Raw genomic sequence first — 14,749 nt, 5'->3', positions numbered from 1 at the left:
TTCCCCTCGGCCCGCGGACATCCTTCGGTCAGGCGGTGGTCTGCTCGTTCGAGACGGATCTGTGGGAGCCGCTGTAACCGAGCAGCATGCCCTCCAGCGTCTCCTCGATCCGCTCGCTCTCCCCGGCGGGCAGGTGCGCGCGCCCGGCCAGGACCCGATTGAGCAGCCACATCTTGTGCGGACCTTCGACCTCAGGAATCCAGTGACTCACCCCAAGTCTCTGCTGCCACTCTCTTCGCGAGGACGCGAGTGACCTCTCGAATTCGTCCATCACCTCTCGGGCCTCGGGATCCCGGGGGAAGACGGACACTACACGCCTGACCCGGATGTGCTCGTGTCCTACCACGGGGGAATCTGTTTCAAGGGTGATTCCCTCGCCGCTTTCCCGCAGGTCCAGATCTATTTTCGTGCCGGGCAGACTGAAGAGCCGATCATTAATGCGCATGACGTGTCCGTCCGACAAGGACCGCGTGATCCAGCGGACGTTCTGGGTCAGCGATTTTACTGTCGAGTACAGGCCGGACAGGATGATGTAGGAGACCACGTTCATCCCGTATCGTCGGCAGGCATCCAACGCCAACCGGTTGATCTCAGCCCCGCGGGGCCCGAGCTTCTTGTTGTACGCCTCCAGTTCATCAGGATCGAAGGTCTCCAGGCCCATGCTCACCCCGGTGAATCCCGCGCGCCGCGTGGCTTCGAGAAGGCGGGTGTCGACCGTGAGGGTCCTCGGGTCGACCCAGGTGTCGACCCGGGCCTTGCCGTGATAAGTGACGTCCCTGCCGTCGAGGGCGTGCATCTCGTGCCGAACGTCCTCAAGAGCTTGGAGATCCTCCAGGAGATCGCTCCGCGAACCGCCCCTAAGGAAGAACAGGTCATCCTTGAACATCACCTTCCGGGCCTGCGGATTCTTCAGGAGCAGACTCCGCACGTACGCGGCCAAGTCGTGTTTGCGGATGGCGATGACCCTGGCGGTCCGGCCGTTGCCGTCGCGGTGAAAGGTCGTCGTGCTGCAGAATGCACAGCCCAGAGGGCAGTAGTTACTCGTGTACGGCTTGATGGTGAGGATCTTCCCCAACAGGACCGGGTCGCCGAGCTGCTCCGCGGAATAGTGGGCCTTCAACTGGTCCCAGTACAGATCCAGCCCCACATCCGTGAAGTCCACTGCGAGTGTGGCGCGTGTAAATTCTTCCGCCGTGAACGGTTCGGGATATCCGGTGAAGAATGACTTTCCACCGTCTCTGATGTAAAATCCCCGGACCCGAGACAAATACTGCCGTGGATTCCTCCTGATCGCATCGATCCCGTACTTGTGAACCTTTTCCACCAGTTCGGTGAGAGATTTTTCGCCTTCCCCGCGAGCGATCAGACTGAGATTCGGGACATGCGGGAAAAGCAGCTCCCGCGAGAGTCCCGCTTGCTGGCCTCCTGCTATATGTAATGCGTGCGGGAGTATGCCGCCGGCGTCCAGCATGTGGCCGACGTCCCGCGATAGGGTGTCATGCAGAGGGCTGTACCCCACGATATCGAATTGCACTGCCTCTAGGAGATCATTGAGTGTCTCGCGGGCGTCCGCATAGAGGTTGGGATCGAAGCAGGTCATTTCGATTCTTTCCCTAAACTCACTCTCCAGCCATTTCCTGATGCGATGAATGCCGAGGGGTGGTGAATTGAAGTAGGTTCCGTAATTCCCGCTGTCGTCGGCCTGGATGAGGATCATTTTGATCTTTTTCATTCGAACCGCCTGTCCGGATCCGTATGAAGGAAAGCCCGACGACGTCGGAGGCGACCTGCCTCGTGTCGGCACATCGGCGCTCAAGAGACCTGACGTTAGCCGCCGTTGTCGGTGGTGGGTAGGCCCCCGGCGGCGGATGCCTTGGTGACTACGCCGGTGGCGGGTGAGGGCGGCGGGCTGCGCTGGCTGCACGGTCTCGGCGAACCGCTCCGGGATTGGTGGAGGCTCTATGCGTTGACTCCAGCCGCCGGTTGGGGTGGTGTTGAGGCCAAGGGCAACGTCTTGGAGCGGTGCTCGGCTCAGGGGTTGTCTGCTCTGTCAGTGTGGTGCGGCCGAGCACGGACGCCCCTATAACGCGGGGGCGCTGGAAACCGGTCTGACCAGGTTGAAGACCTCTCGGGCGGCATACCGCTTGAGGCATCGGATGATCTCACGTCGGGTCTTGCCCTCCTGCGTGCGGCGTTCGAAGTACGCCTGGGTGCGGGGGTCGTGGCGCAGCCGGGTGAAGACGATGCGGTGCAGGGCGGCGTTCGCCTGGCGGTCGCCGCCGTAGTTGAGCCGACGCGTGCTCCGCCGGCCAGAGGAGTACTCGATGGGGCTGACTCCGCAAAGGGCAGCAAAGGACGCCTCGGTGTTCAGCCGCTCGGGATTGTCTCCCATGGTGATCAGGAGAGTGGCGGCGCTGTCCGGGCCGATGCCCACCGGTACGAGCAGCTGTGGGGCGTGGCGTTCGACGAGCCGGATCAGGCGCTGGTTCAGCTCATTGATCTGCGCGGTGAGCTGTTCGATGCGCTGGGCGAGCATGCTCAGGGTCATCTGGGTGGCCTGGGCCACCGCGTCCTCTTCTCCTTCATCGTCGGGTGGGCCGAGGCGCGCGCAGGTGCGGAAGAGTTCGGCGTTGCCGAGGCTGGTCAGCCGTTCCCGCAGTGCGGGATCGGCGATGACCAGGACGGCCTTGAGCTGGTTGATCGCCTGGGTACGAGCCTTGACCGCGGAGTCCTTGGCGAGCTTGAAGATCCGGGCGCTGTGCACCGGACCGTCGCCGGACTTGGCCCGGGCCCGGGCGCGACCGCTGAGCACGGCCCGCGCGGCGGCCTGCGCGTCGAGCGGGTCCGACTTCCCCAGCAGCCGACGGGCCGAGCGATCCGGCCGGTTCACCTCATATACCTCGACCTGCTGCGCCAGCAGGTAACGGGCCAGGCCCGCGCCGAAGGTGCCGGTGCCCTCCACACCGGCCCGGCGCACCGTCCCCAGCTTGCCGGCCCAGGCGAGCAGCCGACGGTAGCCGGCCGCCGTGGCCGGAAAGGACTCGGTTCCCAGGACCTTCCCCAGCGGAGAGAGCACGGCGGCAACATGAACCTCGCCGTGCGTGTCCACGCCCAGGACGACCTCGCCCCGAACGGAAGGATTCATGCTGGAGGAGGTGCTGCGCTGTCTGGTCGTCATGGTGGTTCGCCTCCCGCGTGGTGACGTGCTGGGTGGATGGCACCGGCCTGCCCGGGCGGTCTGAACCGTGATGGCGCCTGATCGTCGGCAAGGCCCCTATTGGGACACGCCCTGTGGCTCGGTACCAGCAGGCGCCATCCCGTAACGACAGTCGACATGCCTGTGACTGGACACTTCGGTCATAGATCTCATGAGTCAGACCCCCGTCCGGGACGGCACTGCGCAACCCTCCCATCGATCCCGGCATAACGGCATGCCCCGACCACAGCCGGATGGCTTCGTCCGAACCGCTGCTCAACCTGGCCGGGGCGGGCTGACAATGAGTTGACTCTTCGTCCACTCATGACCGGCCTTGACGAACAGCCGTGTGGCCAGCCTTACCGGCAGTCCTTCGTCGCCCTTGGCACGAACGGCCTCGGACCCTCCAGGATCAGGCGGCCCAGCACGCTGCGGCTGACCCGCGACGGTCGGCGTACCGCAGCGTCTGAGCCGTCCACCGGAACGCTCCCTGCATCCTTGTTCCCAGGGTCTGTGCGATCCCGCCGCCCCGGCCAGGGCCATTCGTCTCCGAGAAGCGGCCGAACGGCATCCACTCCGCGGGGCGGCTGTGAATGACCCCGGGAGGGGTGCGGTGGGTGGCGCCCGCCGGGATCTCACACCGCGCATCGTTCACACACGTCGCAGGGCCATAGGATCTGGGGCGGCCGTCCAACACAGGCGTTCGGGTGCAAGCAGAGCCATTCGGGCATGATGAGAAGGTGCCAACGGCACCTTTTCCGGAGGGAGCGGAAATGGCGGAGAGTCCAGCGCAGGGGCGCAGGGGCGGCCCGGCGGCACCCCAGTTGCGGCTGGATGAGTTGCTGGAGGGCCTGCAGGCGCAGGTGGAGCGGGTTCGCGCGGCCAGGGACCGGGTGCACACGCTGCTGGACGCGGTCCTCACCATCGGCACCGATCTGGATCTCGACGTGGTGCTGCGGCGGATCACCGAGTCCGCGGTCACCCTGGTGGACGCCCAGTACGGGGCCCTCGGCGTGCTGGGCGAGGAAGGGAAGATCCGGCAGTTCATCACGGTCGGCATGGACGAGGACACCATCCGTGCCATCGGCCATTATCCCGAGGGCCATGGCATCCTGGGACTCCTGATCAGGGAGCCGGAGCCGCTGCGCCTGGCCAACCTGGGCCGCCACTCCGACTCGGTCGGCTTCCCCGCGGGGCATCCGCCGATGACCACCTTCCTGGGCGCGCCGGTGCGCGTGCGCGACCAGGTCTTCGGAAACCTGTACCTGACCGACAAGCGCGGAGGGTCGGAGTTCGACGACGATGACGAGGCGGTGCTGCGTACGCTCGCGGCCGCGGCCGGTGTGGCCATCGACAACGCCCGCCTGTACGAGGGCTCCCGGCGCCGGGAGCAGTGGCTGGCGGCGAGCAGCGAACTGACCCGCAGCCTGCTGTCGGGCACCGACCCGGACCAGGTTCTGCATCAGGTCGCCGCCACCGTCCGGACGCTGTCCGGCGCCGACCTGGTGACGCTGGCGGTACGGTTCGACGGCGGCGAGGAGCTGGTGATCGAGGCCGCCGACGGCGAGGGCGCCGAGCAGGTGCGAGGACTGGTCCTGCCGGCCACCACACTGGCCGCGAAGGTCTACCACTCCAACCAGCGGATCAGCAGCAGTGCGCTGTCCGCCGAGCCGCAGGCCGGTGGCGGTTCAGCGGCACAGCTGGGCCTGGGGCCGGGGTTCCTGCTCCCTCTCGGCGGCGGCGAGAACGTGCGCGGAGTTTTGCAGGTGGCCAACCTGCCCGGCGGCGCGGAGTTCTCCGACGCCACCATGGCCATGATCGACAGCTTTGCCGACCAGGCCGCACTCGCCCTGGAGATCGCCGAGCACCGGCGCGAGGCCGAACACCTTGTGGTCCTGACCGACCGCGACCGCATCGCTCGCGACCTGCACGACCTTGCCATCCAACGGCTCTTCGCCTCCGGCCTGACCCTCAATTCCGTACTCGGCCGGATTTCCGACCGGCCCGAGGTGGCCGAGCGCGTCCAGCGCGTGGTCGACGACCTCGACGACACCATCAAGACCGTACGAGGCACGATCTACGCGCTGCACGAGCGCGACCGCTCCGACAGCCGCGGCGGGCTGCGCGCAAGGCTTCTGGCCGAGACCGACCAGGCCGCCGACGTGCTCGGCTTCACTCCCGCCCTGCGCATGACCGGCCTGCTCGACACCGACGTGCCCGCGGACCATGCCGAGCACCTGCTCGCTGTCCTGCGCGAGACGCTCTCCAACGCCGCCCGGCACGCGCACGCCACCGCCGTCGAGGTCACCGCCGAGACGGACGGCCGACGGCTCCACCTGCGCGTCGCCGACAACGGCAGCGGCATCGACCCGGCCGTCACCCGGCGCAGCGGCCTGGACAACCTCCGTCGGCGCGCCACCGACCTCGGTGGCGGCTTCACTCTCACGCCGAACGAACCCACCGGCACCATCGCGGAATGGACCGTGCCTCTCCCCACGCAGACGGACGCCTGAGCCCCGGGGCGGGGGCGGGACCAACACGCTCCCTCCTCGGTGCCGTGCGGCCCCACGACGAGGGCCGGTCACCTCGCGCCTGGTCTCCTCCCCAAACGTCACCGTGGAGGCGCAAACTCGACCCTGGTCCGGCTGAGTCGTCCGAGACATGCCGGGCCCCACCCACGGGCTGGCAACGATGAGCCCCTTCCGGGACGCAGAAGGAACACCAGCCAGGTCGGCGCCGTCCCCTGCCCCGGCCAAGGCGCGTGCCGCCACGACAGGGACAGCACTGAAGTGGGCCGTCCCCGTGGCCGTGGGTCTGACCGTCTACCTGCTGCCGCAGCCGGACGGAATCAAGGCCGGCGGGTGGGCGGTACTCGCCATCTTCACCGGCACCGTACTGGGCCTGATCTTGCAGCCGCTGCCACTCGGCGCGGTCGCCCTCGTCGGCCTGACAGCGGCGATGATCACCGGCACGCTGGAGCCGGACGTCGCGCTCGGCGGCTTCTCCGAGCCGACCATCTGGCTGATCGTGGCCGCGTTCTTCATCTCACTGGGATTCACCAAGACCGGCCTCGGCCGTCGCATCGCCCTGCTGTTCGTCCGTGCCCTGGGCCGCAGCAGCCTGGGGCTGGCCTACGGCATCACCCTCACCGACCTGGTGCTCGCCCCGGCCACCCCGAGCAACACCGCCCGCTACGGCGGCGTCGTCAACCCGTCATCGGCTCGCTCAGCACCAACGCCGGCTCGCACCCCGGCGACGAAAGCCGCCGCAAGCTCGGCGCCTACCTCAGCGTGACCGCCATGCAGATCAACACGGTCACCAGCGCCATGTTCCTGACCTCCGTGGCCGCCAACCCCCTGGTGCAGAAGCTCGCCGCCGACCACGGCATCGCCCTCAGCTGGAGCTCCTGAGCGCTCGCGGCCATCGTGCCCGGACTGGTGGCCCTGCTGGTGCTCCCCGCGCTGCTGTACCGCGTCTTCCCGCCTGCCGTCCGCGCCACCCCCGAGGCCCCGGACCAGGCCCGCGCTCAGCTCGCCGAGCTGGGCCGGATGTCCCGCCAGGAATGGACCATGGCAGGCGTCTTCGTCCTGCTGCTCCTGCTGCGGTCGGTCGGCGGCCAGGTCTGGGACCTGTCCGCCACCGTCTCCGCCTTCACCGGCGTGGCACTGCTGCTCGTGACCGGCGTACTGACCTGGGGCGACCTGGCCGCGGAGAAGGCGGCCTGGACCACCCTGGTGTGGTTCGCCGTCCTGCTCATGATGGCCTCCCGGCCCGTTCTGCTTGCGGAACGGGCCGGAGACCTCGGCAGAAGCCGTCGGACAGCAAGAGAACGTAGTCAAGTTGTCGGTACTCCGTATCTGACGTACCGGCCCGACCAGTCCCGACTGTCAGCCCCAGCGCCTCACTCGTTTCCCGGCCTGGCTTTTCATGATCCCACGCGGTCCCAGCCACGGCGCGGGGCGCGGGCGCCGAGCTGAGTGTCGCGACTGCGGTAGACGATGTAGGGGCGGGTGAGGTAGCCGAGCGGTGCGGTGAGCATGTGCACGAGCCGGGTGAACGGCCAAGCCGCGAACAGCAGGAGGGCGCTGATCGCGTGAAGTTGGAAGAGCACCGGGGCTTCGGCCATCAGGGCGGGGTCGGGCTGGAGGTAGAAGATGGAGCGGAACCAGGGGGAGATCGTTTCCCGGTAGTTGTAGCCGCCGCCCACGATGTTCGCGGCCACCGTGGCGGCCAGGCCCAGGGCGATGGTCACCGTCAGGGAGACGTACATGGCCTTGTCATTGCGGGTGGTGGCTGAGAACACGGGCCCGACGGTGCGGCGTCGGTAGATCAGGATGGCCAGTCCGCCCACGGTGGCGACGCCCGCGATCGTCCCGAGGACAACGGCCGACACGTGGTAGGCGTCCTCGCTGATACCGACCTCTTCGGTCCAGCTCTCCGGAATGACCAGGCCGCCGATGTGGCCGAGGAGTACGACCAGGATCCCGAAGTGGAACAGCGGGCTGCCGACGCGCAGCAGCCGCCTCTCGTACAGCTGGGAGGAGCGGGTGGTCCAGCCGAACTTGTCGTAGCGGTAGCGCCAGACATGGCCGAGCACGAACACCGCGAGGACGACGTACGGCAGCACGACCCACAGCAGAATGCCGCCGGTGCCCGTCTCGGCCGCCAGGGTGAGGGGTTGCGCGGGCGCAGTCATCGGGGACCTCCTACGACGGGGTCGGGCAGGAACACGGGGGATGCGTACGGATCGAGGCCGACCTGCTCCTCGGGCGGGCCCTGGGCGGCCAGGCGCATGACCGCCTCGCGGTCGTCGCCGGCGAGGGCGGGCAGGGTGGCCGAGACGGAGTCCAGGACGTGAGCCCAGGGCGAGCCGTCGTCGGTCAGGGCCAGGCGCAGGAGTTCCAGGCCGGCACGGTGTTCGGTGAGCAGACGCGCTCCCGTGCCCGGTTCGGTGGCGGCGAACTCGAGGACAACGGCGAGGTGGTCGGGCAGCTCGTCGTCGCCCAGGCGCCAGCCGGCCGCCGCATAGGTCTGCTTCAACCGCAGCAGGCCGATGCCACGCTTCCGGGTGTCGCCGTGGGCGTAGTACGTCAGATAGGGGCAGCAGCGTTTGCGGTGGTCGAAGGTGGCGACGTAGGAGGTGGCCAAGTCGGCGGTGGCGGTCCGCCCGGCGTGCGTGGTGAAGCGGAGGAGGGGGCGGGCGACGGGTTCCGGCAGGGTGGCGGTGACCTGACCGGCCAGCGCCAGGCGCTGCTCGAACTGGTCGTCGGGGTAGGCGAGCAGCAGGGACTGGGCCTGCCAGGCGTGGGAGTGCCAGGACTCGGTGCGGGCCGCGCGCGTGGTCTTCTGTTTCATGGTTTCGGCTCGACCTCCCCGTCGCCGGCCGCGCCGACGCCGCTGCCGGATGGTTTGTCCGGGAACAGGCCGGGAGGGGAGCTTTTGCCGTCCCAGTTGAGGAGGTTGACTCGGGTGGCCTTGTCGCTGGGCGTGGCCGGGGTGTCGGCGGTCTGCCGGTCGCGCAGGGCGTGGAAGTTCTCCACCGCGATCGGGGCGGCACCGCCGGAGGTCTCACCGAAGGGGCCCGAGCCGCCCATGCCGGGGCCGCCCTCGTAGTCGAGGCTGCACTCGGTGGCCAACTCTTCGAGTTTGTGGGCCTGTTCGGCGTGCGCGGGCGGAATGACGTACCGCTCGTCGTACTTGGCCAGGGCCAGCAGCCGATACATGTCGTACATCTGTTCTTCGCCCATGCCCACGGCCTTCGGGATCGCGGCATCGGGCTCGCGGCCGAGGTTGATGTCACGCATGTACGCCCGCATCGCTGCCAGCCGGCGCAGGACCGCGTCAACCGGTGCCGGGTCGCCCGCGGTGAACAGCTGGGCGAGGTAGTCGACGGGGATACGCAGGGACTCGACGGCCGCGAACAGGTTCTGGTGATCCTCGGCGTCGCGGCCGGTGTCACGGACGGCGTCGACCACCGGCGACAGCGGCGGAATGTACCAGACCATGGGCATCGTCCGGTACTCCGGGTGCAGAGGCAGGGCCACCTTGTACGTGTTGATCAGTGCGTGGATCGGTGAGCGCTGGGCGGCTTCGATCCAGTCCCGGGGGATGCCCGCCTTCTCGGCTGCGGCGATGACCTGAGGGTCGTCGGGGTCAAGGAAGACCTGTCGCTGGGCTTCGTACAGTCCGGTGTCGTCGGGTGTGGAGGCGGCTTCCAGGACGCGGTCGGCGTCGTAGAGGACGAGGCCGATGTAGCGCAGCCGGCCGACACAGGTCTCGGAGCAGACGGTGGGCAGGCCCACCTCGACGCGCGGGAAGCAGAAGGTGCACTTCTCGGCCTTGCCGGTGCGGTGGTTGAAGTACACCTTCTTGTACGGGCAGCCCGTCACGCACATGCGCCAGCCCCGGCAGCGGTCCTGGTCGACCAGGACGATGCCGTCCTCCTCCCGCTTGTAGATGGCGCCGGAGGGGCAGGACGCCGCGCAGGACGGGTTGAGGCAGTGCTCGCAGATCCGCGGCAGATAGAACATGAAGGTCTGCTCGAACTCGAACTTGATCTTCTCCGAGACCTGGTTGAGCAGCACGTCCTTCTCGCTGGTCGCGGCCGATCCGCCGAGGTCGTCGTCCCAGTTCGCCGACCAGGCGATCTTCATGTCCTTGCCGGAGATCAGGGACTTGGGGCGGGCAACCGGGGTGTGCTCCTGCAGCGGGGCGTTGGTGAGCGTCTCGTAGTCGTAGGTCCAGGGCTCGTAGTAGTGGTCCAGGGACGGCAGGACGGGGTTGGAGAAGATCTGGATCAGCTTCTTGAACCGGCCGCCCGCCTTCAGCGCGAGACGGCCCTTCTTGTTCAGCTCCCAGCCGCCGCGCCACTTGTCCTGGTCCTCGTAGCGGCGGGGGTAGCCCTGGCCGGGGCGGGTCTCGACGTTGTTGAACCACACATACTCGACGCCGGTGCGGTTGGTCCACGCCTGCTTGCAGGTGACCGAGCAGGTGTGGCAGCCGATGCACTTGTCGAGGTTCATCACCATCGCCATCTGAGCCATCACGCGCATCAGTACGTCACCTCCTGGTTGCTGCGGCGGCGGATGACGGTGACCTCGTCGCGCTGGTTGCCGGTGGGGCCGAGGTAGTTGAAGGCGTATGTCAGCTGGGCGTAGCCGCCGATGAGGTGGCTGGGTTTGATCAGCAGGCGGGTCAGGGAGTTGTGGATGCCGCCTCGCCGGCCGGTGGTCTCGGTGCGGGGCACGTCGATGAGGCGGTCCTGGGCGTGGTGCATGTAGACGGTGCCCTCGGGCATGCGGTGCGAGACGATGGCGCGGGCGGCGACCACGCCGTTGCGGTTGACCGCCTCGACCCAGTCGTTGTCCTTCACGCCGACCTTGGCCGCGTCCTGGGTGCTCATCCAGATGGTCGGGCCGCCCCGGGACAGGGAGAGCATGAAGAGGTTGTCCTGGTACTCGGAGTGGATGGACCACTTGTTGTGCGGGGTCAGGTAGCGCACGGTCACGCCGAGTTCGCCCGTCTCGCCGATGCGGGGCTCGTCGAACAGGGCGTGCATGTTCAATGGTGGTCGGTAGACGGGCAGTTGTTCGCCCAGTGCGGTCATCCAGTCGTGGTCGAGGTAGAAGTGCTGGCGGCCGGTGAGGGTGTGCCAGGGCTTGAGGCGCTCGACGTTGATGGTGAACGGGGAGTAGCGGCGTCCTCCGGTCTCGGAGCCGGACCATTCCGGGGAGGTGATGACCGGCACGGGGGCGGCTTGGGTGTCGGCGAAGGTGATCTGCTTGCCCTCGTGCTCGGCGGCCAGGTCCGCGAGCCGTGTGCCGGTGCGGGCTTCGAGGGTGTGGAAGCCCTGGGTGGCGAGGTGGCCGTTGGTGGTGCCGGACAGGGCGAGGATCGCCTCGCAGGCGTGTGTGTCGCGGGCGATCGAGGGCCGCCCGTCGGCCGTGCCGCCGCGCACGGTGCCGTTCTTGTGCCGCAGGTACTCCAGCTCGCGCTCGACCTTGAAGGTGACGCCCTTGGTGGTGGCGCCCAGGGTGTCGAGCAGGGGGCCGAGGGCGGCCATCTTGTCGGCGACGGCGCCGTAGTTGCGTTCCACCGTCACCAGTTTCGGCATCGTGCGGCCGGGGACCGGCTCACACTCGCCCGCCTTCCAGTCGAGCACCCGGCCGTGCGGGTTGGCCATCTCGTCGGGGGTGTCGTGCAGCAGCGCGGCGGCGACCACGTCCTTGCGGACGCCCAGGTGATCGGCGGCCTGGCGGCTGAACTCCTTGGCGATCGTGTGGAAGGCGTCCCAGTCGGTTCGGGTCTGCCAGGGCGGGGCGATGGCCGGATTGAAGGCGTGCACGAAGGGATGCATGTCGGTGCTGGACAGGTCGTGCTTCTCGTACCAGGTGGCGGCGGGCAGGACGATGTCGGAGAAGACGGTCGTGCTGGTCATGCGGAAGTCCAGGGTGAGCAGCAGGTCGAGCTTGCCCTCGGGGGCTTCCTCCCGCCACACCACGTCTCGGGGGCGGGCCTCCGGCGGCGCCTCGGTGGCCCGCACTGAGTGGTCGGTGCCGAGGAGGTGCTTGAGGAAGTACTCGTTGCCCTTGGCCGAGGAGCCCAGCAGATTGGCCCGCCAGATGGTCAGCACGCGCGGGAAGTTCTCGGGGGCGTCGGGGTCCTCGCCCGCGAACCGCAGCCGCCCCGCCTTCAGTTCGTCCACGACGTGCTCGGCGACCGGCCGGCCCGCGGCCTCGGCCTCGTCGGCCAGGTCCAGGGGGTTGCGGTCGAAGGTCGGATAGGACGGCATCCAGCCCATCCGCGCCGACTGCGCGATCACGTCCGCCGTGGTTTTCCCGGCGAACGGGCCGCCCGTTCGCGGACCGGCCGCGGCGAGGGTGTCGGCGGAGAACGGGTCGTAGCGGAACTGGTCGGCATGCAGGTACCAGTAGGCGGTCTGGATCATCTGCCGGGCCGGCCGGTTCCAGTCGCCGGCGGTCGCGATCGCCGAGTAGCCGGTGATCGGACGGACCTTCTCCTGACCGACGTAGTGCGCCCAGCCGCCGCCGTTGACGCCCTGGCAGCCGGTCAACGTCGTCAAGGTCAGAAACGCGCGGTAGATGGTGTCGGAGTGGAACCAGTGGTTGGTGCCCGCCCCCATGATGATCATCGAACGGCCGCCGGACTCCTCGGCGTTGGCCGCGAACTCCCGCGCGATCCGCGCCGCCTTCCCGGCCTCCACTCCGGTGATCGCCGCCTGCCAGGCCGGGGTGTACGGCTCCTCCGCGTCCTCGTAGGAGGACGGCCACCGGCCGGGCAGGCCGTCGCGAGCCACTCCGTACTGGGCGAGCAGGAGGTCGTACACCGTGGTCACCAGCCGCCCGGCGACCCGCTGAACCGGTACGCCGCGCCGCAGGAGCGCCGCGCTGCCGTCAGGGGCGTCGAAGCGGGCCAGGGCGACGGCGACCGGCGCCTCCTCGCCGCCCTCGGCGGACAGCAACGGCTGGATGTCGCCGAGGTCGAGGTTCCACTTGCCGGCGCCTGCCTCGCCGTAACGGTCGCCGAGCGTTCCGTTGGGCACCACCGGCCGGCCGGTGGCCGCGTCCAGCAGCACAGTGCGGAACTCCGCGTGCTCGGCCCGCGCATACTCGCCACCCAGGTCGGCGGCGGTCAGGAACTTGCCCGGCGTGAACGTGTCCGGCTCGCCCTCGACCTCGTCCAGGGCCACCAGGAAAGGCAGATCCGTGTACTTCTTGACGTAGTCGGTGAACTGCGGCGTGGCCCGGTCGACGAAGAACTCCTTGAGGATCACGTGTCCCATGGCCATGGCGAGGGCGCCGTCGGTGCCGGGCTGGGCGGCGAGCCACTCGTCGGCGAACTTCACGTTGTCCGCGTAGTCGGGCGACACGGCGACGACCTTCTGACCCCGGTAGCGGGCCTCGGCCATCCAGTGCGCGTCCGGGGTGCGGGTCACCGGCAGGTTGGAACCCCACATGATCAGATAGCCGGCGTCCCACCAGTCCCCCGACTCCGGGACGTCCGTCTGGTCGCCGAAGACCTGCGGGGAGGCGACCGGCAGGTCGGCGTACCAGTCGTAGAACGACAGCATCGCCCCGCCGAGCAGCGAGTAGAAACGGGCCCCGGCCGCGTGCGAGACCATCGACATCGCCGGGATCGGGGAGAACCCGGCCAGCCGGTCGGGCCCGTACTCCTTGATGGTGTGCACGTGCGCGGCGGCGACCATCTCCACCGCCTCGTCCCAGCTCGCCCGCACCAGGCCGCCCTTGCCGCGCGCCTTCTTGTAGCGACGGGCGCGCTCGGGGTCGGAGACGATGTCCGCCCAGGCCGCGACCGGGTCGCCGAGGCGGGCCTTGGCCTCCCGGTACATCTGCAGCAGCACGCCACGCACGTACGGGTAGCGCACCCGGGTGGGCGAGTAGGTGTACCAGGAGAAGGCAGCCCCGCGCGGGCAGCCGCGCGGCTCGTACTCGGGGCGGTCCGGGCCGACCGAGGGGTAGTCGGTCTGCTGCGCCTCCCAGGTGATGATGCCGTCCTTGACGTACACCTTCCACGAGCACGAGCCGGTGCAGTTCACGCCGTGGGTGGAGCGCACCACCTTGTCGTGCGACCAGCGGTCCCGGTAGAAATCGTCCGCCTGACGGCCGCCCTTCCGGTGCAGGGTGCGAAGATCGTCGGAGACCTCCGCCCTGGTGAAGAACCGGCGGCTGCGCACCAGCGCCTCCGCCAATTCGCCGTCCAGGCCCGCCCGCGTCTGTTTCCCGCTGGTCTCCGTGCTCACCGTGCCACTCCGCCCCGGGCGCACCGGGCGCCCGTTCGAATTATGATCGGTTCCGGCCGCACACGACTCTACGACCGCCGTGCCCCGGAAGGTCAACAGCCACACCACGACCAACATGCGGCCTGCCAAAGATCGCCTGCGGGCAGGGCGGTTACCCGGGCTCCGCGAGGCCATACCTGCCCCTGCAGATCCCGCGCCCCCGCTCATTGCGAGCGGGGGCGCGGGATCTGCAGGGCTCCCCAGAGAGCGGGAGCATGGGGTCAGACGGCCGGCCGGGACAGGGCACCGCCTGCCTGCGCGCGCGCCCTCTCGACCGCTTCCCACTCCTCGGTGCTGAGGTTGGCCAGCGCGGCCGGGAAGACCCCGTCCTGCTCCTTGAGGATGTGATCGCGCAGCAGGGCCATCGCCTCGATGAGCCGGTCCGGCCAGGTCGGGTCCGAGGGTGTCGCGCCGTCGGCGGCCTCGGCCAGCACCACCTCGATACGGCGGTGCTCGGCTTCCAGGGCGGCGATCTGCTCGGGGAAGTCCACTGCCATCGCGGGGAACAGGCCGTACTCCTCGACCCGTGTGTGCGGGTCGAGCACGATGGTGATCTCGCGGGCGATCTGAGCCATCCGGTCCACGTCACCGTCCTGGCGGGCCGGGCGGAGGTGGCTGATCAGGCGGACGACCTCGTCGTGCTCGCGGGTCAGCTCGTCGATCGACGCCAGCGACTGGCAGCCGCAGTACTCGCACACTGGTCTACTCCCTGCCTTTCGTTGCTGCCGTTGTGC

General features: G+C 68.7%; 8 protein-coding genes and 1 pseudogene. 2 read left to right on the top strand and 7 right to left on the bottom strand.

The features are described from left to right. Positions 1 to 28: 28 nt before the first annotated feature. Positions 29 to 1,732 carry a B12-binding domain-containing radical SAM protein gene (locus OG381_RS36695; RefSeq protein ID WP_327720274.1) on the bottom strand — a complete coding sequence of 568 codons (1,704 nt, stop codon included), beginning with the start codon at positions 1,730 to 1,732 and terminating at the stop codon, positions 29 to 31. 348 nt (positions 1,733 to 2,080) lie between these two features. Next, positions 2,081 to 3,178, bottom strand: a complete 1,098-nt coding sequence (locus OG381_RS36690) for an IS110 family transposase (RefSeq protein WP_327720273.1) — start codon at positions 3,176 to 3,178, stop codon at positions 2,081 to 2,083. Positions 3,179 to 3,969: 791 nt separating this feature from the next. On the opposite strand from OG381_RS36690, the gene OG381_RS36685 reads away from it, so the two are divergent. Together OG381_RS36685 and OG381_RS49705 are read left to right on the top strand one after the other, a co-directional pair. After that, positions 3,970 to 5,709, top strand: coding sequence for a sensor histidine kinase (locus tag OG381_RS36685; RefSeq protein WP_327720272.1), 1,740 nt, complete (start codon positions 3,970 to 3,972; stop codon positions 5,707 to 5,709). A 148-nt stretch (positions 5,710 to 5,857) separates the two neighbouring features. Next, positions 5,858 to 7,173: pseudogene (locus OG381_RS49705) on the top strand (DASS family sodium-coupled anion symporter). Here OG381_RS49705 and narI read toward each other — a convergent pair. The 5 genes from narI to OG381_RS36645 all read right to left on the bottom strand — a co-directional run bounded on the left by narI (position 7,122) and on the right by OG381_RS36645 (position 14,713). Continuing rightward, positions 7,122 to 7,892: a respiratory nitrate reductase subunit gamma gene (gene narI / locus OG381_RS36665; RefSeq protein WP_327720269.1), complete on the bottom strand. Its 771-nt coding sequence runs from the start codon at positions 7,890 to 7,892 to the stop codon at positions 7,122 to 7,124. The pseudogene OG381_RS49705 and the gene narI overlap by 52 nt on opposite strands. Then, positions 7,889 to 8,551: a nitrate reductase molybdenum cofactor assembly chaperone gene (gene narJ, locus OG381_RS36660; RefSeq protein WP_123994589.1), complete on the bottom strand. Its 663-nt coding sequence runs from the start codon at positions 8,549 to 8,551 to the stop codon at positions 7,889 to 7,891. Before narJ ends, narI begins: the two co-directional genes overlap by 4 nt. Next, positions 8,548 to 10,248: a nitrate reductase subunit beta gene (narH, locus tag OG381_RS36655; protein ID WP_327720268.1), complete on the bottom strand. Its 1,701-nt coding sequence runs from the start codon at positions 10,246 to 10,248 to the stop codon at positions 8,548 to 8,550. The genes narJ and narH overlap by 4 nt, the downstream gene beginning before the upstream one ends. Further along, a complete protein-coding gene (locus tag OG381_RS36650; RefSeq protein WP_327720267.1) occupies positions 10,248 to 13,976 on the bottom strand; it encodes a nitrate reductase subunit alpha in 3,729 nt (1,242 codons plus the stop codon). Before OG381_RS36650 ends, narH begins: the two co-directional genes overlap by 1 nt. Positions 13,977 to 14,236: 260 nt before the next feature. Further along, a complete protein-coding gene (locus OG381_RS36645; protein ID WP_327720266.1) occupies positions 14,237 to 14,713 on the bottom strand; it encodes a hemerythrin domain-containing protein in 477 nt (158 codons plus the stop codon). Positions 14,714 to 14,749: the final 36 nt, after the last annotated feature.

Origin of the sequence: Streptomyces sp. NBC_00490, from assembly GCF_036013645.1 — a bacterium.
GTDB classification, from domain to species: domain Bacteria; phylum Actinomycetota; class Actinomycetes; order Streptomycetales; family Streptomycetaceae; genus Streptomyces; species Streptomyces canus_F.
Note: the sequence above shows the minus strand (reverse complement) of the source record. Positions and strands in the feature narration are given on the sequence as shown.

Excerpts from the sequence above, each read along its gene's own strand:
- OG381_RS36695 (WP_327720274.1), bottom strand. The coding sequence starts at position 1,732 with ATGAAAAAGATCAAAATGATCCTCATCCAGGCCGACGACAGCGGGAAT.
- OG381_RS36690 (WP_327720273.1), bottom strand. The coding sequence starts at position 3,178 with ATGACGACCAGACAGCGCAGCACCTCCTCCAGCATGAATCCTTCCGTT.
- OG381_RS36685 (WP_327720272.1), top strand. The coding sequence starts at position 3,970 with ATGGCGGAGAGTCCAGCGCAGGGGCGCAGGGGCGGCCCGGCGGCACCC.
- narI (WP_327720269.1), bottom strand. The coding sequence starts at position 7,892 with ATGACTGCGCCCGCGCAACCCCTCACCCTGGCGGCCGAGACGGGCACC.
- narJ (WP_123994589.1), bottom strand. The coding sequence starts at position 8,551 with ATGAAACAGAAGACCACGCGCGCGGCCCGCACCGAGTCCTGGCACTCC.
- narH (WP_327720268.1), bottom strand. The coding sequence starts at position 10,248 with ATGCGCGTGATGGCTCAGATGGCGATGGTGATGAACCTCGACAAGTGC.